Source organism: Halomonas salipaludis (genome assembly GCF_002286975.1).
Taxonomy (GTDB): Bacteria; Pseudomonadota; Gammaproteobacteria; order Pseudomonadales; family Halomonadaceae; genus Franzmannia; species Franzmannia salipaludis.
Genome location: NZ_NSKB01000005.1, coordinates 328685 through 351373 on the forward strand (window position 1 = coordinate 328685; position 22689 = coordinate 351373).

The following is a 22689-nucleotide window of genomic DNA, read 5'->3' on the forward strand; positions in this document are numbered from 1 at the left end:
GCACCGGCACCACAGGGTGCCGGTTGGATGGGGCATGGATGATTTGCTTATGTAGCTGGCGCCACGATGATTTTCACGTGTGACTTGTCGTTGAGCAGTGTGTCGAAGCCTTTTTCGACCACGTCATCCAGGGCGATTCGTCCGGTGATCAGCTCCTCTGCCGGGAAGTAACCCTGTTGCATCAATGCGATAACCGCCGGGTAGATATGGCGGTAGGCGATGATGCCTTTCATGCTGCGCTCCTTGATCACCAGGTCGTTGGGCTGGATGGCGGCATCGGACTCCCAGATGCTGACGACGATCGTTTCGCCGCCGGCATGGGTGCTGTTGATGGCTTGGTTCAGCACGGCAGGAACCCCGGTCACCTCGAAGGCGAAGTCCACGCCGCCTTTCGTCAGGTCATGGAGCTGCTCGACCACATCGTCTTGCTGAGGATCCAGGGCCGTGGCACCCAGGTCGGTGGCCTTCTGCCGTCGCACGTCGGAGAGCTCGACGGCGTAGATCTCGGCGGCACCGGCGGCCTTGAGGGATTCGATCACCATCAGCCCGATGGGACCGGCGCCAAATACCACTGCGCTGTCACCTGCTTTCAGGGAGCTCTGGCGCACGGCATGCAGTCCAACCGCAGCGGGTTCCACCAGGGCGCCTTGCTCATAGGAGAGTGTCTCGGGCATGGGGTGGACCATATGCTCGCCGACCACGGTGTACTCCGAGAAACCTCCGCCGCCTCCCGATAGGCCATGGAAGCCCAGTAGCGGCGTAAGATTGTATCGCTCCATCAGATAGTGGCCGTCTCGATGCGGGGAGAGGATCGGTTCGATGGCGACACGATCTCCAATCTTGACCCTGGTGACCCGTTCGCCCACCTCAACCACTTCACCGGCAAATTCGTGGCCCATGATGATGGGGGCCTGCTGCTGGCTGATGGGGTGTGGGGCATCCACCGGGATGAAGATGGGGCCGGCGGCATATTCGTGTAGATCGCTGCCGCAGATACCGCAGGCGGCGACTTTGATCTTGACCTGATGCGGATCCTGGAGCCGGGGAATCTCCACCGGTTCCACACGCAGGTCGCGGGCACGGTACCAGACCGCGGCTTGCATGGTGTCCTTGTTGTTGCGCATGGGATGACCTCGATATTCTCGTCATGCGGGCCGGCGTCTTGTGTCGGCCCGCTGTGTCCAGGTAGGGATCACGCAAGGTGATGCACGTCCTGCAGCCCATAGACCGGCGTCGGGATACCCTCCATGCGCGCCTTGAGCTGAAGTGCCAGGTAGTGGGAGTAGTGACGTGACTGGTGCAGGTTGCCGCCGTGGAACCACAGCGCCTGCTGTTGGGTGGGCTTCCACATATTGCGCAGTTCGCCCTCCCAGGGGCCAGGATCCTTGGGCGTATCGGAGCCCAGGCCCCAGCACTTTCCGACTCTGTCGGCCACTTCCTGGGAGATGATGCGTGCTGCCCAGCCGTTCATGGAGCCGTAGCCGGTGGCGTAGACGATCAGGTCGGCAGGCAGTTCGGTGCCATCGGTAAGGGTGACAGAGCGTGGGTTGATGCACTCGATGCCGACGCCGCTGCGCAGCTTGATCTCGCCGTTGGCGACCAGGTCGCAGGCACCGACGTCGATGTAGTAGCCGGATCCACGCCGCAGGTACTTGAGGAACAGGCCGGAATCGTCGGCACCGAAGTCGAGCAGGAAGCCGGCGTCTTCGAGTCTCTTGTAGAACTCGGCATCGCGCTCGCGGATCTTGTCGAAGGCGGGGCGCTGGAAGTCGGGCAGGACCTTGTAGGGTATCGAGGCAAAGAGCAGGTCGGCCTTGTCGTGGGTGATGCCGCTGTTCAGCGCTTCTTCGGAGTAGAGTGGGCCAAGGACCTCCTCCATCAGCGAGTCGGATTTGACGACATGGGTCGAGGAGCGCTGGATCATGGTCACGTCGGCGTCGTTCTCCCATAGCGCCGCGCAGATGTCATGGGCGGAGTTGTTGGAGCCCACCACGACCACCTTCTTGCCACGATAGGCGTCTGGCCCAGGGTGCTGGCTGGAGTGCTGCTGCTCGCCCTCGAAGGTCTCGGCACCGGGGAAGTGCGGCACGTTGGGCACGCCCGACATGCCAGTGGCGAGGATCAGCTGCTTGGGCCGCAGCGTGACCCGCTGGCCGTCGCGATTGACGTTCACCGTCCACTCGCCGCTGGCGTCGTCGAAGCTGGCACTCTCGCACTCGGTGGAGCTCCAGTAGTTGAGCTCCATCACCTTGGTGTACATCTCCAGCCAGTCGCCGATCTTGTCCTTGGGCGCGAATACCGGCCAGTTCTCGGGGAAGGGGAGGTAGGGAAGATGGTCGTACCACACCGGGTCGTGCAGGCACAGCGACTTGTAGCGATTACGCCAGGCGTCGCCGGGGCGAGGATGCTTGTCGAGCACGATGGTGGGCACGTCGAGCTGGCGCAGCCGCGCGGCGAGGCCGATGCCGCCCTGGCCACCGCCGATGATCACGCAGTAGGGCTGGCGGGAATAGCCGAGTTCCTGCGCTTCCCGCTGGCGCGCCTCGAGCCAGGTCTCGCGGGTCTTGCTGGCGCCGTGCTCGGCCCCCATGGGCCGCCTGGCGCCGCGCGGCTCGGGGTGCTGCTTGAGCTCCTGCATGGTGGTCAGCAGGGTCCAGCACTTGCCGTCCTTGAGGCGTAGCAATCCCTTGCCGTGGGCAATGCCGGTTTCGAAGGTAAACCAGGCTTCGGTAACGCCGTCAGTTTCGGTGGCTTCGCCATCGATGTTCCAACGGGTGGGGCGTGCCTCGCTCAGGGTGGCGTTGAGCATTGACTGGATGGCGTCCTTGCCCTCGAGAGTCTTGAGGTTCCAGGTGAAAGCGACCAGGTCGCGCCAGTAGCATTCGTCACCGAACAGGGTGATGACCTGCTCGATGTCTCGCTGGGTCAGGGCTTCTTCGAAGCTGCTAAGCCACTGCCGGACGGCCTGGGTTGGCGTGCGTGTCGTCATGGAGGTTCTCCGTTTATTGTTTGAGGGACACAGCTTGGGTGTGGCAGGAAGCGTGCCAATTCAGTGGGTTCGTTGGTGGGTTTGTTTAATTGTTTGAAAAATATGAATTTTTCTGACGAATGGAGGGCCGAGAGTCAGAGAGGCGATGTCCCGGTCGGCCGCAGGCGTGACAGTTGTCACGTGACAGGCGAACCTTCGGCGTTACACCTGTAACCCTCGACCAAGGGCGAAGGCAGCGCCGATTGACTCCCGTGCGAGGCAGCATAGGCTGAAGGAGAGACCTGCCAGATAACCACGAGCGCTCTGATCTGGCCTGTGGCAGGCACGGCGTATCAGCGCGCAGAGAGGCAGCCATGGCCCTGCTTACGGAACAACGCCAGCATATCGAGACCCTGGTTCGTCTGAGTGAAGGTCATACAGCGGACCTGAGCGGGTGTCGCGAGGTGATCCGCCGCTCTTGGGAGCGCTGTGTCGGCGAGTATCGGCTCGACCCTGGGCGCCCACGGCCTGTACGTGTGTTGACGCAGCAGGCGCTCAAGGAGCATCAGGATTCGGTAGACGAGCTACTCCATGTGGCCCGGGCGGGCGTCGACCAGCTCTATGCTCAGATCGCCCCACTGGGCTATGTACTGCTGCTCACCGACCGGCGAGGCATCACGGTGGATTTTCGCGGCCAAACGACCCAGGCGCCGGCACTGCGCCGCGCGGGCCTCTACCTGGGGGCCGACTGGGACGAGCGCTACGCGGGCACCTGTGCGGTGGGGACCTGCGTGCATGAGGCCCAGGCAATCACCTGCCATCAGCGCGAACATTTCGATGCCACGCATATCAGCCTGACCTGTACAGCGGCGCCGATCAGCGATCCGCAGGGGCAAGTCATCGCAGTGCTGGATATCTCCGCCTTGCAGTCGCCGAGGGCTCACGAGAGCCAGAACTTCGGGCTGCCGCTGGTCAATCTCTACGCACGCATGATCGAGGATGCCTACTTTTTGCATCGCTACCGTGATTGCCTGATCCTGCGCTTCGATAGCGCCCGCGAGTTCGTGCACCTCAATGGCCGGGGGCTGATTGCTATCCAGGAGGATGGCAGCGTGATTGCCGCCAACGGCGTAGGGCGCGGCATGATCGACACGCACCTGCGCCGTTGGCCGCCTTGGTCGTCGTCAGCGATGCCCACGGCGCCCCAGTTGTTCGACGCTAAGATCGGCGACTTGCTTGGCATCCTCTCCGCCAGCGATGACCAGATTCGCGCCTTTCGCGTGCGTGCCAGTGACGCGACCTGTTTCGTCACCCTGATCGAGCCGCGGCGACGTTTGGCGATGCGCCATGCGCCATCATCGCCTGCGCCGATTCCCGCGCTCGACCGTCTGGCCACGGACGATCCCGCCATGCACCGAGTCCTCAAGTTGGCGCGGCGCTTACGCAACGAGGAGGTGAGCGTACTGATCAGCGGGGAGACGGGCACCGGCAAGGAGGTGTTGGCGCGGGCGCTGCATGACAGCGGTAAGCGCGCCAAGGGGCCATTTGTGGCGGTGAACTGTGCCGCGATTCCCGAATCGCTGATCGAGAGCGAGCTGTTTGGCTATCTGCCCGGTGCCTTCACGGGTGGGCGTAGCAAGGGCATGCGTGGGCTGATTCAGCAAGCCGAGGGTGGCACGCTGTTTCTGGATGAGATCGGTGACATGCCCTTGCCGCTACAGAGCCGGCTGCTGCGGGTGCTGGCCGAGCGAGAGGTAATGCCACTGGGCGCCGATAAAGCCGTGCCGGTGGATATCCGCGTGGTCACCGCGACTCACCGCGAGATGGGGGAACTGATCGCCGCCGGCCACTTTCGGGAGGATCTTTATTACCGGCTCAACGGTGCCCAGTTACGACTGCCGGCGCTGCGCGAGCGGGCCGATAGGCACTATGTGATTCGCAGCGTCTTCGATGCGCTGTTGGCCGAGCGTGAGCGCGACGTGCGATTGCGTGCGGATGCGATGAGCGCGCTGCTGGGCTACGCGTGGCCGGGCAACATTCGCCAGCTCAAGAACGCCCTGGCCTTCGCCCTGGCCACTGCGGACGAGGACGAGATCACGGTCCACGATCTGCCCGATGAGTGTCAGGGCGCTATCGGCGGCGCGCCGAAAACCTTTTTGCCAGCCCTGCAAGCGGTGACATCCGACGAGGGGCAGCGGCTGCAAGCGCTGCTCAAGGCGACAGGGTGGAATGTTAGCCTGGTAGCGCGCCAGCTCGGCGTTTCGCGGCCGACGGTCTATCGACGCATGCGTCGTCATGGGGTGGTACCGCCAAACTGGCAGGAACTTACCTCTTGAGAACAGGGGAGGCGCGAGTGTTCGCAGCTGAAACCTTAACAGGCTATCGTTTGTCGCAAGGTACGACGACATCGCCCGTTGAGGAGTCAGCATGAGCCAGGAAACCGAATACGTTCCACCCAAGGTCTGGACCTGGGAAAAAGCCAGCGGCGGCACCTTCGCCAATATCAACCGGCCCATCGCCGGTCCTACCCACGAGAAGGAGCTACCCGTCGGCAAGCATCCGCTGCAGCTCTACTCCCTGGCCACGCCCAACGGGGTGAAAGCTACGATCATGCTCGAGGAGCTGTTGGCGCGGAGACATAAGGATGCCGAGTACGATGCCTGGCTGATCGACATCGGCGAGGGCGACCAGTTCGGCAGCGGCTTCGTCGCGGTCAACCCCAATTCCAAGATTCCGGCGCTGATGGACCACAGCACCTCGCCGCCTACCCGGGTGTTCGAGTCGGGCTCAATCCTGCTCTATCTGGCCGAGAAATTTGGTGAATTCTTGCCGAGTGCTCCGGCGGGGCGCACGGAAACGCTGAACTGGCTGTTCTGGCAGATGGGCAGTGCGCCCTATCTCGGCGGCGGTTTCGGCCACTTCTATGCCTACGCACCGGAGAAGCTGGAGTACCCCATCGACCGCTTCGCGATGGAGGCCAAGCGGCAGCTCGATGTGCTCGATCGGCGCCTGGCCGAGAGCCGCTATCTCGGCGGCGATGACTACACCGTCGCCGATATCGCCAACTGGGCATGGTATGGCCAGCTGGCGCTGGGGCGGTTGTATGATGCCGGTGAGTTCCTGCAAGTGCAGGAGTACCAGCATGTGCAGCGCTGGGCCAAGGCGATCGACGCGCGCCCGGCGGTGCAGCGTGGGCGGATGGTCAATCGCACCTTCGGCGAGTTGGAGATGCAGCTCCACGAACGCCACGATGCCAGCGACTTCGAGCGCAAGGCCCAGGACAAGCTGACGTCTGACGCTTGACTCTGCTTAACGCAACGCGCCCGCTACCTGGCCAGGTAGCGGGCGCGTTGCTGCGGCGTAAAGCCGAGCGTCAGTTCGGGGTGGCGATGGGGGTGACTTCCACCCGCGCCACGCCGCGATGCAGCATGTCGAGCTTGCGTGCGGCGCGCTTGGAGAGGTCGATGATGCGGCCGTCGATGAACGGGCCGCGGTCGTTGATCAGCACTTCCACTTCCTTGCCGGTGTCCGGCCGGGTGACCACGACGGTGGTGCCCAGCGGCAGCGTGGGATGGGCGGCGGTCAGCGCCTGCTGGTCGAAAGGATCGCCGCTGGCGGTAGTGGCGCCCTGGAAACGGTCGCTGTAGTAGGAGGCGATGCCCAGCTGAGTCTCGTCGGGATCGGCCGGGTGCGCATGAGCGTAGCCGACGGTCAGCAGAGCCGTCAGGCAGCAGGTGAGCAGAAGTCGGGATTGGCGTCCCATGATGATACCTCACGGATCTCGGGTTGGCCGTGTGTCCACCGATGCGATGAGGGGGCCATAAGTCTACGGATAGTAACCGCCCTGGCCGGGCCTGGCAACCTATCGTGAAAATCGACGATGATGGCTACAAAATGGCGAAAATCAGCCGAGATGGTCAAAATGCTGCAAGTGCGAGATAAGCCTCTGATGCCAATCGAAGAAGTGCCGGCTGCGTTTAGGGTACGGTCATGCGATGCGCTTATCGTGTAAGTGAGTCTGCGGCGCGGCGCTGGCAGCGCGTTGGTCATGGCCTTTGCTGGACGCCACAAGGCGCGCCGGTAAAAAGGCTTCGGTCCTGTTGCGACCGTTGTGCTTGGCTGTGTAGAGGGCCTTGTCGGCATAGCGAATCAGGTCGTGACCGTGATCTCGATGCCCTGGTGACATGCTGGCAGCGCCGATGCTGACAGTGACGAACGCCGAGCACGAGGAGTCGGCAAAGGGGATGGCGTGGCGTGCGAGACTCTCGTGAACCTGTTGGGCCACGTCGAGGCTGCCGTAGTGATCGGTATTGGGCAGCAGTATGGCGAACTCCTCTCCCCCGTAGCGGGCGACGGTATCGCCCGAGCGTCCCACTGCTTCTTGCAGTGCCTGAGCCACGCGCTTCAGGCAGGCGTCGCCCTGCAGATGGCCATAGCTGTCGTTGTAAGCCTTGAAGTGGTCGACATCTATCAGCAGCAAGCTGAGGGGGTGCTGTTCGCGGATGGCGCGTTGCCATTCGCGTGACAGGCGCTGTTCGAATTCGCGTCGATTGGTGATGCCGAGCAGGCCATCGATGCATACCTGGTGTGCCAGTTGCCGGTTGCGAGCGGTAAGCGCTCTGTGTTCCCGCTCTAGGGTCAGCAAGCTCTCTTCGCGTACCTGATAGGCGCGATATAGCGGCCTCACGATGCCAATCAGGACGAGTACGACCCCTGCCACAAAGGCGATGCTGATGAGTGCTTCGGGATGCATGGACGTGGGCATGTTTCGCTGCTTGAACCATGAGGCCACGACAGGTGCGATACTGAGAGCGAGGAGCGTACCGACAAGCAGCACATTTAGATTGGTCGCTATGGGGCCAGGTGGTGTTCTTTTCATGTCAGGCGTCTCGATACGAAGTCCGCAGCTGCGGGCGTAATGGAATGCCAAAGTGACGCACATCGCTGACTGGTCGTGTCATGGGACGCACGACCGCGTAGCACTTGGAAGCCGCAGCGTCATGACGAAGACAAGAGTGAACAGGTTGCTTGTGACAGAGGGGGTAAGTGAAAGCATCCTTGCTGCACTCATCCATGTGCCCATCCATGACAGCTCTCACTGCGACCGCGGCCGGGCATGAAGCGACTTTCCAGTCGCAGATTACTAGCGAGATTCGTTCCAGGTGGGCGTGGATAATCGATAAAACAAGGAGATAACCCTGGTAGCTAAAGACGCTTTAGCGACAGGCGGCGAGCATGGACCGAGAATCGCCCGTGAAGTGTCACCGAGTACCGACGACTCTGGCGAGGGGTGGGATTTATCATTATAAAACAATCGACTGCCCTGTTGGTGTTTGGCAACAGTGGGGTCGAGGCGGCTCAGGTATCGACAGCCAGGTGGGCATCCTGAGTGATAAGGGCATCTGCCAGCGCACGTGACGCTAGCGAGAACTCGATCCGCGCAGCGGCCAGCGCCGTATCATCGCGGGAACGCGTTTGCTGTTCGAGGCGGTCGAGGCGTGCCTTGGCCTTTGCCAGGCGGCGTACCAGGTTGGCATCGATGGCAAGATGAGTTGTATCGACCATAGGGTAAGCGGTGGAAAGTGGCTCGGCAGGCAGGTCGCAAGACGCGTCCGGGGCACCCATGGTTAAGTCACTCCTGAAAGTAACGGCGTTACAGTGGTAGTAGGTGAGGCGCAAGTCGTTACCTCAATCTTCACTATAGTGTGGTGTAGGGAGTTTCAATAGAGCCATCAGGGCGATTATTCAGCGCTATTTCCCGGGTTTTCAGGCGTCCCGGCCTGTTCTTGACGGCCATCGTTGGCCTGGCGCTTGGTGCGATACATGGCGATGTCGGCCTGACGCAGTAGCTCTTCGAAGTCCGGCGTGCCACCGTTATAGCAGCTACTGCCTATGCTCACGCCGACGCTGACGCGGCTGCCGTTGGGTAGCGCGATGGGCGCGGTGATGGCTTCGGTGAGACGCTGTCGGATCTCGGCCAAGTCGTCTTCATCACCGCAGTTTTCGGCAAGCACGATGAACTCGTCGCCGCCGAAGCGCGCGCAGTGGTCGCCGGCACGGGCCTGGACGGCGATTCGGCGCGCCACGCGCTGCAGCACTTGGTCGCCGACGGCGTGGCCAAAGCGGTCATTGATCGGCTTGAAGTCGTCGAGGTCGAGCATCAGTAGCGCCAGTGGCTGTTGCATGCGGCGGCTACGCTCTAGTGCCGAGGCCGCGCACTGTGCCAGGCCATTGCGATTCAGGAGTCCGGTGAGCATGTCGCGTGAAGCCATGGTCTCGAGCTCGGCGGTACGCTCGGCCACCTTCTGCTCGAGGGCGGCCTCATGGCGCTTGAGGGAGGCGAGCATCTCGGCCTGGGCCTGCTCCTTCTGTCGCTTGAGTTTGTTGAAGCGCGCCGCCAGGGCGAAGGAGAGCAGCAGCATCTCCAGTGCCGAGCCGATCTGGATGCCGTGAAGGGTGATGAAGTTGGACGGCAGGATGCCGAGATTGCGTAGCGCGAATACCGAAGCGCCGAGCAGGAATATCGACCAGGCCAGCACGAACAGCCGTGCGCCGGGAACCTTGCGCAGGCTGCTGCTGATGGCGCAGCTCAGTAACAATAGCGCCGCGCAGAACCCGGTGACGTCCATGACCTGCAGTGCGACTTGCATCGGCAGCAGCAGCGCCATGGCCACCGCCAGCCAGCACCACAGCCGGAACGCGCCGAGCACGCGATGCCAGCGCGGGCTGTAGTTAGCAGTGTCGAGGAAGCTTTGGGCGAACAGTGTGGCCATCGCCGAGGCCAGGGTGAAGCCCAGCGTGACCAGGCGGCCGCTGTGCTCGCCGAGCGCGCTCCAGAAGATCAGCGTGCCGGTGCCGTTGAAGGTGAGGATCGCCAGGGTAAAGCTACACACGAACAGCGCATAGTGCAGGAAGACCCGTTCTCTGAGGCCGAAGTACAGCAGCAGATTGTAGGATCCGAGTGCCAGCAGCATGCCGAAGTAGGTCGCCAGCCAGAAGTTCTGGCGGTCGTTGCTGGTGTAGAAGCGCTCGGGGCTGAGCAGGTTGGCGCTAAGCATCTTGCTGCCGTGAGACTCCACCCGCGCCAGCAGGGTGACGTCTTCTCCTGCTGCCAGCGTCAGTGGGAATACCGCTTGGCGGTGGGCCATGGCGCGCTGCCCAACGGGTACGGCGCTGCCACTCTTCAGCACCTCGGTGGTCTGGTGGCGTACGATGTGCAGCGTGACGTAGTCGAGGAAGGGGTACTCGAACTGCACGATCCACTGCTGCGCCGCGTCGCTCGCGTTACGCAGCTCGCTGCGCAGCCATACCGGTGCTTGGGTATAGCCGAGGTGCAGGTCGCTGCGCTGCTGGGCCAATGTGACGTCGATGGGCTCTGTGAGCAGGGCGTCGGGCGTCAGGTCGCCTTGGGCGTCGGCCACGAGCGCGGTATAGGGATCGAGCGCATAGCGGTCCTGCGCCTCGCTGAGGACAAGCGTCGGGACATCGGCCAGCGCTGCCTGGGTGAGCCAGCAGAGCCCCAATAGCACGCCGGCCAGCAGGCGTGAGGGCAGTCGAAAGCGCACGGCGGGCTTCAATAGGCAGTCTCGTGTTATGGGGATGCGGCATCCATACAGGGATTAACGGTCGCCGGCACGATACCTTTAGCACTTTTTGCACTGCCGGGATGCCGTGGAGCCGTTCGCCGGGGCCATAAACGAAACACCCCACGCTGCCGGGGCAGGGTGGGGTGATATCACCGCGTTACATCGGACAATGACAGAAGTCAGTGCTGGCAGTCTTCCTCGAACAGCTCCGCCTTGGCATCGCGCATGACGTCTTCACATGCCGCTTGATGGGCGAGTTGCATTAACAGGCTCTGCGTCACTTCGAAGCCCTTGCCGAGGCAGCTATCCACGTCCTGACGACTCACCCCGGGGGTGACGTCACAGTCAATCTTGATCGTTCTACCGCTTCCGTCCAGCCTGTCTGCGATATCTCGCATCAGCCAGGCGATGCGCTCTTTCCAGCTGGCGGATTGTTCTGCGCTCTCGTTTACGCTAAACGTACAGTGCCACTCAGGTTTATAGACCTTCATGAGAACCTCCGGTAGGGCTTGGAAAGAATGATCGATCGTGGTCTCTTCTCCGTGCATGACGATGTTACCGGGCCATCATAGCAGGCTTTGCGCACCCAGCGCTTGCCCGAGCGGTATCAGTCGAGATATTCACTCAGTGCATCGGTAGCGGCGCGCAGATGCTCGGCGTGATGGAGCCAGTGGTCGAAAACGTCCTGATCTGCGGGATGGGTAATGGTTGAAGTAACGTGCATGGCGTTGACCCTCCTGTGGGCTACACCCGTTATATTCTAGTTCTGATTTTGCTGCAATGCAGCAAAATCTTGTGTGCCAGACTAAATGAAGTCTGGTATGCCATGGGAGAGTGGATGCGCTTTCTGGTATTCTCGCCGCCCGCATTCTCGCTGCAGGTACTTCTCCGTGTCCGATGCCCCCGCCGACGCTGATTTCAGCGCGCTGCCGCTGGCCCCCGAACTGCTCGCCAACCTCGAGGCGCTGGGCTATCAGCGCATGACGCCGGTACAGGCCGAGGGCCTACCGCCGATGCTGGCCGGACGCGACCTGATCGCCCAGGCCCAGACCGGTTCTGGCAAGACCGCGGCGTTCGGCCTGGGGCTGCTATCGCGGCTCGAGGTGACGAGCTTTCGCGTGCAGGCGCTGGTGCTGTGCCCGACCCGCGAGCTGGCCGATCAGGTCGCCGAGGAGCTGCGCCGCCTGGCGCGGCTGCTGGCCAACGTCAAGGTGCTGACGCTGTGCGGCGGGGCGGCACTGGGCCCGCAGCTCAGTTCGCTGGCCCACGGCGCGCACATCGTGGTGGGTACCCCGGGGCGCGTCGAGGAGCATCTGCGCAAGGGCTCGCTGAACCTGCGCGGCCTCGAAACGCTGGTGCTGGACGAAGCCGACCGCATGCTCGACATGGGCTTTCAGACGTCGCTCGAGGCGATCGTTGCCGAGACCCCGCCGCGCCGCCAGACCTGGCTGTTCAGCGCCACCTACAGCGAGGCGGTCAAGGCGGTGGCCGAGGCGCTGCTGCGCGAGCCGGCCCGCGTCGAGATCGCCTCGACCCATGATGCCGGCAGCATCGACCAGCGTGTCTATCGTGTCGCCGATGAGGCGGCGCGCTTCGACGCCTTGCGACGCCTGCTGCTGGCGCTGCGCCCCACCTCGAGCGTGGTGTTCTGCAACACCAAGCGCGAGACCGATGAGGTGGCCGCGGCACTGTGCGACGCCGGGTTCAGCGCCCTGGCGCTGCACGGCGACCTCGAGCAGGCCGACCGCGACCGGCTGCTGGTGCTGTTTGCCAACCGCAGCGCCTCGATCCTGGTGGCCACCGACGTGGCGGCCCGCGGGCTGGATATCGCCGCGCTGGACGCGGTCTTCAACTACCAGATCGCCCGCGACCTGGAGGTGCATGTCCACCGGGTCGGGCGCACCGGGCGCGCAGGAGACTCCGGCGTCGCCTGCACGTTGGTCAGCGAGGCCGAAAGCTACCGTCTCGAGCGCCTCGTCGAGTTTCTCGGCGCGCCCCTCGAGGAGGCGACGTTGCCGCCGCGCAGCGTGCTCGAGCGCGAGCCGGCGGCGCCGCCAATGGCCACCCTGCAGCTCGGCAGTGGCAAGCAGCAAAAGCTGCGCCCCGGCGATATACTGGGTGCACTGACCGGGGAGGGCGGCATCAGCGGCGACCAGGTCGGCAAGATTAAGGTGCTGGCGCGCAGCGCCTATGTCGCGGTCAGCCGCGAGGTGGTCGAGCAGGCCCTGGTCAAGCTGAGCGCCGACCCGCTCAAGGGGCGTCGCGTTCGCGTACGCCGAATTCGCCACTGAATATGCCACACTAGGGCCATGAAAATACCCAAACGTCTACAGCCGCTGATCGAGGATGGGATGATCGATGAGGTCGTCACCCAGCTGATGAGCGGCAAGGAAGCCCAGGTCTACGTGGTGCGCTGCGGTGAGGCGCTGCGCTGTGCCAAGGTCTTCAAGGAAGCCAAGCAGCGCAGTTTCAAGCAGGCGGCGCAGTATCAGGAGGGGCGCCGCGATCGCAACAGCCGCCGCACGCGCGCCATGGCCAAGAAGACCCGCTACGGCCAGAAGGAGCAGGAGCAGGCCTGGCTGAACGCCGAGGTCGATGCACTCTACCGGCTGGCGGCGGCCGAGGTGCGCGTGCCGCAGCCGTTTGGCTTCGTCGACGGCGTGCTGCTGATGGAGATGATCCAGGACGCCGAAGGCTACGCCGCCCCGCGCCTGGACGATGTGAGCCTGAGCGCCGAGCAGGCCATCGACTATCATGCCCAGGTGATGCGCGACGTGGTACGCATGCTGTGTGCCGGCCTGGTGCACGGCGACCTCTCCGAGTTCAACGTACTGGTCGATGCCCACGGTCCGGTGATCATCGACCTGCCCCAGGCGGTAGACGCCGCTGGCAATAACAGCGCGGCGAGCATGCTCGAGCGTGACGTCGACAACATGCGCCGCTACTTCGGGCGCTTCGCGCCGGCGCTGCTCGACACCGACTACGGCAAGGAGATCTGGGCGCTGTATGCCGCCGGCGAGCTGCAACCGGACACGCCGCTGACCGGCTGTTTTACCCCCGATACCCGCGCGGTCGACGTCGACCAGTTGCTCGAGGTCATCGAAGACGCTCGCGAGGCCCACGCCGAGCGCATGGCGGCGCTGGCCGACGAGCAGCAAGACGAGCAGTGAGCCCTGCAATTAGATGCCGGATTAAGTGATATTCTAATATTTATAATAGTAATGTTTAATATGAGGCTTAATCGTTTGCGACGGCCGCTATAACGATTAAGCGTTATGCATATGACTCTTTCTGGTGTACGCCTAAAGTCTGCGCGGTGAGTGCCGATAATCAAAGAAGGCAAGATCATCATCACTCGATAATAACGACCCGGCAGCCTGACGCGCTCAGGCCTGCCGGCGCCTCGCCGACTCGCAGAGGAACTACGCCATGAATCAAATGCTGACGCCGTCTCCCGATGATTATCACCATGATCGGGGTAATCAGCACGCTGTTAATGAAAGAAAGTCTAATAAAGGCCGCCGCCTGGGGTTCAGCGGGCGCCTGACGTTGATGATCGTGTCACTGGTGCTGGTCTCGGTGATCGTAGTCGCCAGCCTGATATATCTTCAATATCGCCAGTCCTATACCCAGGCGACCATCAATCAGCTGCAGGGCACCGGCGAGATGATGAGCGAGTCGTTCAGCCAATGGCTCGATGCGCGTCAGGACGACATGCGCTATATCGCCGGTCTCGATCCGGTGCGCCAGGTCGAGGTCGAACAGATCGATCACCTGCTGGCACAGATCGCCGCCCAGGACGGCTTCTACGACACCATCTTCTTCGTCGGTCCGGACGGCCACGGGGTATCCGGGGTGAGCTATGACGACGGCGTCGAGGTAATGTCGCCGAGCGTTGCAGCCGAGTTCGCGGTGGCCGATCGCGCCTGGTTCCAGCAGGCGATACAGGGCGAGATGGTGTTCTCGCAGCCACTGGTGTCGCGGGCCACCGGCAATCAGGTCAGCAACGTGGTGGTGCCGGTCTACGACGGCGGTGAGGTGGTCGGCGTGGTGCGTGCCGCGGTGCGTCTCGGCGTACTGTTCGAGCGCATGGCCGAGATGTCGCTGGGTGGCAACTCGGACACCTTCCTGTTGGCCAGTGACGGCACCCCGGTGACACCGGTGGCGTCGCTGGGCGAGGGCGAGAGCACCCTTGCTACCCGCGCTGCCGAAGCGGTGGCCGCGGGCGAAGCAGGGGTTGGTCAGTATCGCGACGCCGCCGGCACGCCGGTGATCGGCAGCTTCAGCTATCTGCCACGGCTCGACTGGGGGCTGGTAGTCGAGATGCCCGAGCGCGAGGCGCTGGCCGAGGTGAACCGGGTGTTCTGGCTGCTGGTGGCGATGACCGCGGTGATTGCTGTAGTGGCGGTGCTGTTCAGCCTCGGTGTGGTGCGTTCGGTGGTCAGGACCCTGGGTGGTGACCCCCAGCAGGCCAGTGACGTGGTGCGCCGGGTGGTCGACGGCGACCTGACCATGCGGGTGCCGGTCAAGCCCGGCGATACCACCAGCCTGCTGGCGCATATCGATGAGATGCAGACCAACCTGCGGCGCATGATGCACGACATCAAGGGCACCGCCGAGTCGGTAAGTACCGCCAGTGGCGAGATCGCCCAGGGCAATGAGGACCTGGCCAGCCGCACCGAGGAGCAGTCCTCGTCGCTGGTCGAGACCGCCACCAGCATCGAGCAGATGACCGCCACCGTGCGCCAGACCGCCGATTCCGCCGCCCAGGCTGAGCGTTTGTCGCGGGAGCTCGACGACAAGGCACGCCAGGCCGGCAGCGTGGGCACCGAGGCGGCGGCCGCCATGCAGGCGATCAAGGATGCCAACCAGCGGGTGGTGAGCATTATCGAAGCGATCGATGCGATTGCCTTCCAGACCAACCTGCTGGCACTGAATGCCTCGGTAGAGGCGGCGCGTGCCGGCGAGCACGGCCGCGGCTTCGCGGTGGTGGCTTCCGAGGTGCGCCAGCTGGCCGGGCGCTGCGCCGACGAGGCCAACCAGATCCGCGCAGTGGTCAACGCCAGCGTCGAGAAGGTCGACGAGGGCGAGACACTGGTCGCCGACGCCAGCCAGCAGCTGTTGGCCATCGCCGACGGCGTCAAGCAGGTCACCAGCTTGGTTGGCGAGATCGCCACCGCGGCCACCGAGCAGTCCACCGGGATCGAGCAGATCAACCAGGCGGTCAGTCAGCTCGAGGAGGTCACCCAGCAGAATGCCGCGCTGGTCGAACAGGCCTCGACCTCGAGCCAGTCGCTCAAGGACCAGGCCCGCGAGCTGGCGCAGCTGATTCAGCGCTTCAAGGTCGAGGAGGGCCAGGCGGCACTGCCGAGCTACTGAGCGAGGCACGACGCGTGGCGGTTTGCTGCTAAGGTAGGGGTATCACCACAGTGCTATCGCAGTTGCCCCTGAGCGAAGGACGCCGGGGACAGGCCGAAGAGGAGGTTCTACGCCATGGATGGCGTAGGTAGCGCCCAGGGAGGGTTTACAGCGCCTCCTCGCAGGCCTGTCGACGGATCAGTTCCGAGCGATGCTGCCTATCTGCACTTGTCCTGATATTACTTGCCAACCTTGTCGAGGAGCCGCCATGCGACTGCAGCACGCCACCTGGCAGGAGGTCGAGGCCTACCTGAGCCGCCACACGGGGATCATCGTACCGATCGGCTCCACCGAGCAGCATGGCCCCAACGGCCTGATCGGCACCGATGCGATCTGCCCCGAGGCGATCGCCTGGGCCCTGGGGGAGCGCCACGACGTGCTGGTGGCGCCGACCCAGAATATCGGCATGGCCCAGCATCACCTGGCCTTTCCCGGTACGCTGAGCCTCACCCCCAGTACCCTGATCGCGGTGCTGCATGACACCATCGAGTCGCTTTCCCGCCACGGCTTCACCCATGTGTTCTTCCTCAATGGCCATGGCGGCAACATCGCCACCGTCAAGGCCGCCTTCGCCGAGGTCTATACCACGCGCAGCCTGGCCGGCGACGACCGGCCGCTGAACCTGTCGCTGTACAGCTGGTTCAGCGGGCGGCGTGGGCGCGATCTGGCGCAGTCGCTGTACGGCGATGCCGAGGGCAGCCACGCCACCGCTTCCGAGGTGGCGCTGTCGTGGTACGCCGCCGGGGTCGAGAAGTCGGTGGCGATGTCGCCGCGGCTGGCACCCAAGGGCAGCGCCGATTGCGATGCCGATACCTTTCGCAGGCGCTTCCCCGACGGGCGCATGGGCTCCGACCCCACACTGGCCAGGGTCGAGCACGGCAAGGATTTCCTCGACACCGGCGTGGAGGATGCCTGGGAGGCCTATCGGGCGTTCCTGGCCGAGTGAGCGGAGATTGCCAGGCGGCACCTTTTCGTCGGACCATGGCGTTTTGCCCGCCTCGAGGAGCCCCGCATGCCGATCGTCACCATCCAGCAATTTCCCCGCGACCTGGCGCAGAAGCGCGAACTCGCCCGGCGCGTTACCGAAGCCTTCGTCGAGGTCTATGACCTCAAGCCGGAGTCGGTGCAGGTGTTCTTCAATGAGATCGACGGCGAAGGATGGGCCAAGGGCGGGGTGATGGGCTGCGACCGTTCGCCTACTTGAGCGATTCGGCACCTAATGCGGCTGATGCGGTCACAGCGGTCATGGTTATCTTGCTAACAGACCCATGAACGTGACCCTGACGCTGGTCACCCTGACGGTGCTCGTCTCGGCGCTGGGTTGGATGCTGCCGGCACTCAAGCGGGCGCTGATCTACTGGCCGCCCGGCGTGGTGAGGGGGCAGTGGTGGCGCTTGGTCAGCCATGGGCTGATACACGCCGACCTCATGCACCTGGCCTTCAACATGATCACCCTCTACGTGTTCGGCACGGTGATGGAGCTGGTGCTGGTGCCGCATATCGGGGTGCTGGGGTTCGTGCTGTTTTATATCGCCGGGCTGCTGGTGGCGATCTTGCCGACCCACCTGCGCCACCGAGGTGATGCCAGCTACCTGAGCCTGGGCGCCTCCGGGGCGGTGGCGGCGATGCTGTTCGCCTACATTCTACTGCGGCCCTGGTCGCTGCTGTTCGTGTTCGTGGTGCCGGTGCCGGCGATCGCCTTCGCCGCGCTCTACGTGTTCTACTCACTGTGGGCGCAGCGTCATGTCGACGACAACGTTAATCACAGTGCCCATCTGTGGGGTGGTGCCTGGGGGGTAATCTTCATGCTCGGGCTGATGGCCTCGACCTATCCCGGTGAGCTGATCTGATGATACGTGTCCTGCTCTCGCTGGTAGCGGTCTATCTACTGGTGGTGGCACTGATGTGGGCCTTCCAGGAGCGCCTGCTGTATCTGCCCCACGCCGGCCGCGAGCATGTCGCCACCCCGGCCGAGCGCGGCCTGGCGTGGGAAGAGGTGACGCTGACCACCGAGGATGACCTGGCCCTCGATGCCTGGTGGATACCGGCAGCGGAGGCGCGCGGCAGCCTGCTGTTCTTCCATGGTAACGCCGGCAATATCTCCCATCGGCTGGAGAGCATCACCCAGTTTCAGCGCTTGGGGCTCTCGGTGCTGATCATCGACTACCGCGGCTACGGCCGCAGCGAGGGCCGGCCGTCCGAAGCCGGTACGGCGCTGGATGCCCGCGCCGCCTGGCAGTGGCTGCGCGATGCGGCGAGAGTGGCGCCCGATGAGGTCGTGGTGTTCGGCCGCTCACTGGGCGCGGCGGTGGCCGCCGAGCTCGCGGCGAGCCTGGAACAACAGCAGGCAGCCCCCGCAGCGGTGATCCTCGAGTCGCCATTTCGCTCGGTGCCGGAGCTTGCCCAGCGGCTCTATCCGTTCCTGCCGGCGCGCTGGCTGGCGCGCATCGACTACCCGGTAGAGCGCTACGTGACGCGTATCTCGGCGCCGCTGCTGGTGATCCACAGCCGCGACGACGAGGTAATCCCCTACGCAGAAGGTGAGGCGGTGTACCGCGCCGCCAACGCCCCCAAGCAGTTGCTGACGATCAGCGGCGGCCACAACACCGGCTTCGTGGATAGCGAGGCCGACTACCTGGAGGGCATCGACGCCTTCCTGGCCGGCGCCGCCGGCCTGTCACGCCCCCGCTGAGCTTCTACACTCTAGGTTCGTCTGAACAGATGGACCACCGGAGACCGCCATGGATTACACCGCCTATCGCCACACGCTTGCCGAAACCCTGGCGTGCAGCGAACTGCCCTTCAGCGCCGATGAGTATGAGGCGCGGCTAGGTAAGGTGCGCGCGGCGATGCAGCGCCAGGGCTTCGAGGCGCTGCTGCTCACCGACCCCGCCGATATCAACTACCTCACCGGCTACCACACCTTCGAGGTCTCGGTGCACGCCTGCCTGGTGTGTACCGCCCAGCGGCTGGTACTGCAGGTGGCCTCCATCGAGACCGGCGCGGCGGTGGTCTCGGCCCGCGCCGACGAGATTCTTGGCTACCGCTGGGAGAATCCCGACGAGGTCATCGGTCCGCTCTGCGACTTGTTGGCGCCGTGCGCGCGGGTGGGGATCGATGGCTGGCATGCGAGCTTGCGACAGGGCGTGATGGCGGCGCTGACGGCGCGGCTCGGGGCCGGGCGATTCCAGGAGGCGGGGGCGCTGCTCGACGAGATACGCCTGGTCAAGAGCGATGCCGAGCTTGCCTGCCTAAGGGAGAGTGCACGGATCACCTCGGCCGGGCTCGAGGCGGCCATGGCAGTGATTCGTCCCGGCGTGACCGACAACGAGGTGGCGGCAGAGGGCGCCCGGGCGCTACTCGCCGCGGGTAGCGAGTTCATGAGCCTGCAGCCGATCGTCACCAGCGCCGAACGCATCAGTGTGATCCACGTCAACCACAAGCGCCGGGCGATCGCGGCGGGGGACCCGGTGTTCCTCGAGTTCGGTGCCGCCTATCAGCGCTACACCGCGCCGATGATGCGTACCGCCATTGCCGGGCAAGCGAGTCATGAGATGCAGGCCGTGGCCGACCTGTGCCGTGAGCTGTACGAGGCGTTGTGTCGCCACATGCTGCCGGGAGAGACCTTCGATGCCGCGGCCCGGGCCGCCGAGGCGGTGCTGTCAGGGTGGCAGGAAACGCTCTTTCACTCCGGAGTGTTCGGCTATGCGGTGGGGGCGCAGTTTCCGCCCAGCTGGGTCGAAGGCAGCGGATATATCGCCAGCGGGCAGGCGCGTAGCTTCGAGGCCGGCATGGTCTTTCACCTGCCGCTCTGCCTGCGCCTACCCGGCCACTGGGGGATCGGCCTCAGCGATACGGTGATGGTCACCGAGCGCGGCGGGGTCGCGCTGACCGACAACGATTGGCGCCTGCGCGAACTGCCTGCCTGAGAGGCGGGCGGGCAGGGCCAGAGCGGCCTGCTCAGGCTTCGGCGGGCAGCTCGGCGTTGTGGAAGACGTTCTGCACGTCGTCGAGGTCGTTGAGCATATCGAGGAATTTCTCGAACAGCGCCACGTCGTCGCCCTCGATCGGCGTGGTGGTCTGGGGCACGAACTGGATCTCGTCGACCTCGAAGTCGAGCTCGCCGAAGACATCGAGCAGCGCCTGCTTGGCCTTGGCGTACTCGGTGTGCGGGGCGAACACGGTGATCTGGTCGTCCTCGTTCTCGATGTCGGAGACATCGACATCGGCCTCCATCAGCGCCTCGAGCGCTGCCTCTTCGTCGTCGCCGTGGTAGGCGAGGATGGCGCAGTGGTCAAACATGTGGCTGACGCTGCCGGGGGTGCCGATCTTGCACTTGGTCTTGGTGAAGCAGGCGCGCACGTCACCGAAGGTGCGGTTGGGATTGTCGGTCAGGCAGTCGACGATCACCATGCAGTTGCCCGGCCCGAAGCCCTCGTAGCGAGCCGGCGAGAAATCCTCGCCGCCGGTGCCGCTGGCCTTGTCGAGGGCCTTTTCGATCACGTGGCTGGGCACCTGGTCCTTCTTGGCGCGTTCGATCAGGCCGCGCAGGCTGAGATTGCCGGCGGGGTCGGTGCCGCCCTGCTTGGCGACCACGTAGATCTCGCGGCCGTACTTGCTGTAGACCTTGGTCTTGGCGGCGGCCGTCTTGGCCATGGATTCCTTGCGGTTCTGGAAGGCCCTGCCCATATCGTTGTCCTGTCAGCTCATCAATACGGCCAGAATGTTACTCAACAAGCCGCAGTGGGAACAGGGTTATTTGTCGCATGGCAGGCCCCGCCGATGAGTGCCATCCTGAACCGGAATACATCCCGTGTGGCTGCCTGGATCGTGCTGGCCGCCAAGGAGTGAGCATGTTGAGGTCATTATTGCGGCGCCTGCTGGCGCCACTGTTGCTGGGCCTGATACTGAGCACTGCCGCTGCTCAGGCGCTGGCTCGGGATCTGGCCGTCGAGCCCGCTGAGATGATCGAGGTGGAGATCGCCACGGTGGGGGTGGCGGGGGCCATGGGCCCGCCGGTGGTGCTGCTGCGTGAACCGGGCGGAGAGGACGTGATCCCGATCTTCATCGGCCCCAATGAAGCCGATGCCATCCTGCGCGCGCTGCGCGGTGACCGACCGCGGCGGCCGCTGACCCATGAACTGCTCAACGACGTGCTCGACGGTCTCGAGGTAAGACTGGCGCGGGTCTACGTCGATGCGCTGCAGGACAATACCTTCCTCGGCATGCTCGAACTCGAGGTCGAAGGGCGCGATGAGCCGGTGCGTATCGACAGCCGGCCCAGCGATGCCCTGGCGCTGGCGCTGCAGGCCGGGGCGACCATCCACGTGGCGCCCGAGGTGCGTGAGGCGGCGCGGCAGATCGAGTACGAGGGGCTGGAAGATAGCGTGGTGGCAGCGCTGGGGATTACCGTGACCCGGGTCAGCGACGACCTGCGCGATGCCCTCGGCCTGCCCGACGATGAGGGCCTGCTGGTCAGTGACGTCAGCGGTACCGCCGAAGAGGCGGGCATGGCCCCGGGCGCGCTGCTGCTGGCGGTCAACGACGAAGTGCCGGCGTCGCCGATGGGCTTCCTCGAGCTGGTGCGCGACACGCCCGCCGATGAAGAGGCCCAGCTGCGTTACTGGCAGGAGGGCGAGGTGCACGAGCTGTCGCTCTCCACCGACGTGCCGACACCGCGGCCGCGCGGGCGCGGTGCGCCGGGTAGCGACGAGGAGCCGGGCATCCGCCTCTGATCACCGGTATCGCGAAACATAGCACGCTAATATAAACTGTTAACGCTTAGGGAAGCGCTGAGCAAATCCCCGAGCGAGATGAAGCGCAAGGCGCACGGAGCGCAGGAACCGGAGCATATGAGGTATATGTGAGGATTCCGAGCACCGCGCAACGCAGCGATTCGCTCGTGTAGGCATTTGTGCAGTGTTTCCTCGGCGGCCGGCCTATGCCGGCCGCATAACGTTAACAGGAGTCGCCGTGTCGATGCTGGTTGGAGCGGTCTTCGTGGCCGTGGTGTTTCTCACTTCGATGCTGTCGGGCGTTTTCGGCATGGCCGGCGGCCTGGTGCTGCTGTGGTTTCTGCTGTTGCTGTTTCCGGCCACCACGGCGATCGCCGTACACGGGGTGATCCAGATGACCGCCAACGGCTCGCGGGCCTGGCTGTCGCGGCAGTTCATCGTGTGGCGGATAGTAGCGCTGATGACCCTCGGTGTGCTGGTGGCGGCGGGCTTGCTGCTGTGGATCGGCTACTCGCCCAACGCTGCGACGGTGTCGCTGTTGATCGGCCTGATGCCGATCCTGGTGTGGATGCCCCGCTACTGGTTCCAGCTCGATGCAGCGCGGCCCAGCCACGCGCTGACCTGCGGGATGGTGTCGGGGGGCTTGACCATCGCCGCCGGGGTGTCCGGGCCACTGATCGATATCTTCTTCGTGCGCTCGCGCATGGACCGGCGCCAGATCGTTGCCACCAAGGCGATGATCCAGGTGGTCTCGCATGCCATCAAGATCCTCTTCTATCTCGGCTCGGCGCTGGCGCTGAGCGCCGGCGAGTGGGGGATCATCCTGCTCGCTGCGCCCTTTGCGATGCTCGGCACCCATACCGGTAACCGTATCCTGGCGCGCCTCACCGATGCCAACTTCCGTGCCTGGACGCGCTGGATCGTCACCGCCATCGGCGCCTTCTACTTCATCCAGGGGCTGGTACTGATCATCCGCGGTTGA

At 64.2% G+C, this 22689-nt stretch carries 20 protein-coding genes; 12 read left to right on the forward strand and 8 right to left on the reverse strand.

The window, feature by feature from the left end; genetic code table 11:
* Nucleotides 1-47: 47 nt before the first annotated feature.
* Together CK498_RS14725 and CK498_RS14730 are read right to left on the reverse strand one after the other, a co-directional pair.
* Entirely contained in the window at nt 48-1124 is a 1077-nt protein-coding gene (locus CK498_RS14725; RefSeq protein WP_324615538.1) for a 2,3-butanediol dehydrogenase, read from the reverse strand.
* Nucleotides 1125-1192: 68 nt separating this feature from the next.
* Nucleotides 1193-2989 (reverse strand): NAD(P)/FAD-dependent oxidoreductase, encoded by a 1797-nt coding sequence (locus CK498_RS14730; protein ID WP_095621610.1) that lies wholly within the window; start codon nt 2987-2989, stop codon nt 1193-1195.
* Nucleotides 2990-3342: 353 nt separating this feature from the next.
* On the opposite strand from CK498_RS14730, the gene CK498_RS14735 reads away from it, so the two are divergent.
* Together CK498_RS14735 and yghU are read left to right on the forward strand one after the other, a co-directional pair.
* Nucleotides 3343-5304, forward strand: coding sequence for a sigma-54-dependent Fis family transcriptional regulator (locus CK498_RS14735; RefSeq protein WP_095621611.1), 1962 nt, complete (start codon nt 3343-3345; stop codon nt 5302-5304).
* 91 nt (nt 5305-5395) lie between these two features.
* The gene (gene yghU / locus CK498_RS14740; RefSeq protein ID WP_095621612.1) at nt 5396-6271 is read left to right on the forward strand and encodes a glutathione-dependent disulfide-bond oxidoreductase; all 876 of its coding nucleotides are present in this window, start codon (nt 5396-5398) and stop codon (nt 6269-6271) included.
* A gap of 70 nt (nt 6272-6341) precedes the next feature.
* Here yghU and CK498_RS14745 read toward each other — a convergent pair whose 3' ends face one another.
* The 5 genes from CK498_RS14745 to CK498_RS14765 all read right to left on the reverse strand — a co-directional run bounded on the left by CK498_RS14745 (nt 6342) and on the right by CK498_RS14765 (nt 11045).
* Nucleotides 6342-6731, reverse strand: a complete 390-nt coding sequence (locus CK498_RS14745; protein ID WP_095621613.1) for a septal ring lytic transglycosylase RlpA family protein — start codon at nt 6729-6731, stop codon at nt 6342-6344.
* 225 nt (nt 6732-6956) lie between these two features.
* A complete protein-coding gene (locus CK498_RS14750) occupies nt 6957-7847 on the reverse strand; it encodes a diguanylate cyclase (RefSeq protein WP_176475806.1) in 891 nt (296 codons plus the stop codon).
* A 479-nt stretch (nt 7848-8326) separates the two neighbouring features.
* Nucleotides 8327-8593 carry a hypothetical protein gene (locus CK498_RS14755; RefSeq protein WP_095621615.1) on the reverse strand — a complete coding sequence of 89 codons (267 nt, stop codon included), beginning with the start codon at nt 8591-8593 and terminating at the stop codon, nt 8327-8329.
* Nucleotides 8594-8709: 116 nt separating this feature from the next.
* Entirely contained in the window at nt 8710-10545 is a 1836-nt protein-coding gene (locus CK498_RS14760; protein ID WP_229359089.1) for a sensor domain-containing diguanylate cyclase, read from the reverse strand.
* 188 nt (nt 10546-10733) lie between these two features.
* Nucleotides 10734-11045, reverse strand: coding sequence for a hypothetical protein (locus tag CK498_RS14765; RefSeq protein WP_095621616.1), 312 nt, complete (start codon nt 11043-11045; stop codon nt 10734-10736).
* Between the two features lie 399 nt (nt 11046-11444).
* Between CK498_RS14765 and dbpA the strand changes: the two genes are divergently transcribed.
* From dbpA to CK498_RS14805, 8 genes are all read left to right on the forward strand, one after another.
* Nucleotides 11445-12845 (forward strand): ATP-dependent RNA helicase DbpA, encoded by a 1401-nt coding sequence (gene dbpA / locus CK498_RS14770; RefSeq protein WP_229359090.1) that lies wholly within the window; start codon nt 11445-11447, stop codon nt 12843-12845.
* 18 nt (nt 12846-12863) lie between these two features.
* Nucleotides 12864-13724 carry a PA4780 family RIO1-like protein kinase gene (locus tag CK498_RS14775; protein WP_095621618.1) on the forward strand — a complete coding sequence of 287 codons (861 nt, stop codon included), beginning with the start codon at nt 12864-12866 and terminating at the stop codon, nt 13722-13724.
* A gap of 259 nt (nt 13725-13983) precedes the next feature.
* Nucleotides 13984-15933 (forward strand): methyl-accepting chemotaxis protein, encoded by a 1950-nt coding sequence (locus CK498_RS14780; RefSeq protein WP_229359091.1) that lies wholly within the window; start codon nt 13984-13986, stop codon nt 15931-15933.
* Between the two features lie 247 nt (nt 15934-16180).
* Nucleotides 16181-16918 carry a creatininase family protein gene (locus tag CK498_RS14785; protein ID WP_095621619.1) on the forward strand — a complete coding sequence of 246 codons (738 nt, stop codon included), beginning with the start codon at nt 16181-16183 and terminating at the stop codon, nt 16916-16918.
* Between the two features lie 66 nt (nt 16919-16984).
* Entirely contained in the window at nt 16985-17176 is a 192-nt protein-coding gene (locus CK498_RS14790) for a tautomerase family protein (RefSeq protein ID WP_095621620.1), read from the forward strand.
* Between the two features lie 64 nt (nt 17177-17240).
* A complete protein-coding gene (locus tag CK498_RS14795; RefSeq protein WP_095621621.1) occupies nt 17241-17822 on the forward strand; it encodes a rhomboid family intramembrane serine protease in 582 nt (193 codons plus the stop codon).
* A complete protein-coding gene (locus CK498_RS14800; RefSeq protein WP_095621622.1) occupies nt 17822-18664 on the forward strand; it encodes an alpha/beta hydrolase in 843 nt (280 codons plus the stop codon). The genes CK498_RS14795 and CK498_RS14800 overlap by 1 nt, the downstream gene beginning before the upstream one ends.
* A gap of 49 nt (nt 18665-18713) precedes the next feature.
* Nucleotides 18714-19901, forward strand: a complete 1188-nt coding sequence (locus tag CK498_RS14805) for a M24 family metallopeptidase (RefSeq protein WP_095621623.1) — start codon at nt 18714-18716, stop codon at nt 19899-19901.
* 31 nt (nt 19902-19932) lie between these two features.
* On the opposite strand, the gene CK498_RS14810 is transcribed toward CK498_RS14805, so the two are convergent.
* Complete coding sequence (locus CK498_RS14810) at nt 19933-20661, reverse strand: YebC/PmpR family DNA-binding transcriptional regulator (RefSeq protein WP_095621624.1); 729 nt, start codon at nt 20659-20661, stop codon at nt 19933-19935.
* 164 nt (nt 20662-20825) lie between these two features.
* Between CK498_RS14810 and CK498_RS14815 the strand changes: the two genes are divergently transcribed.
* Nucleotides 20826-21707: a bifunctional nuclease domain-containing protein gene (locus tag CK498_RS14815; RefSeq protein ID WP_095621625.1), complete on the forward strand. Its 882-nt coding sequence runs from the start codon at nt 20826-20828 to the stop codon at nt 21705-21707.
* A gap of 244 nt (nt 21708-21951) precedes the next feature.
* Nucleotides 21952-22689 (forward strand): sulfite exporter TauE/SafE family protein, encoded by a 738-nt coding sequence (locus CK498_RS14820; protein ID WP_229359103.1) that lies wholly within the window; start codon nt 21952-21954, stop codon nt 22687-22689.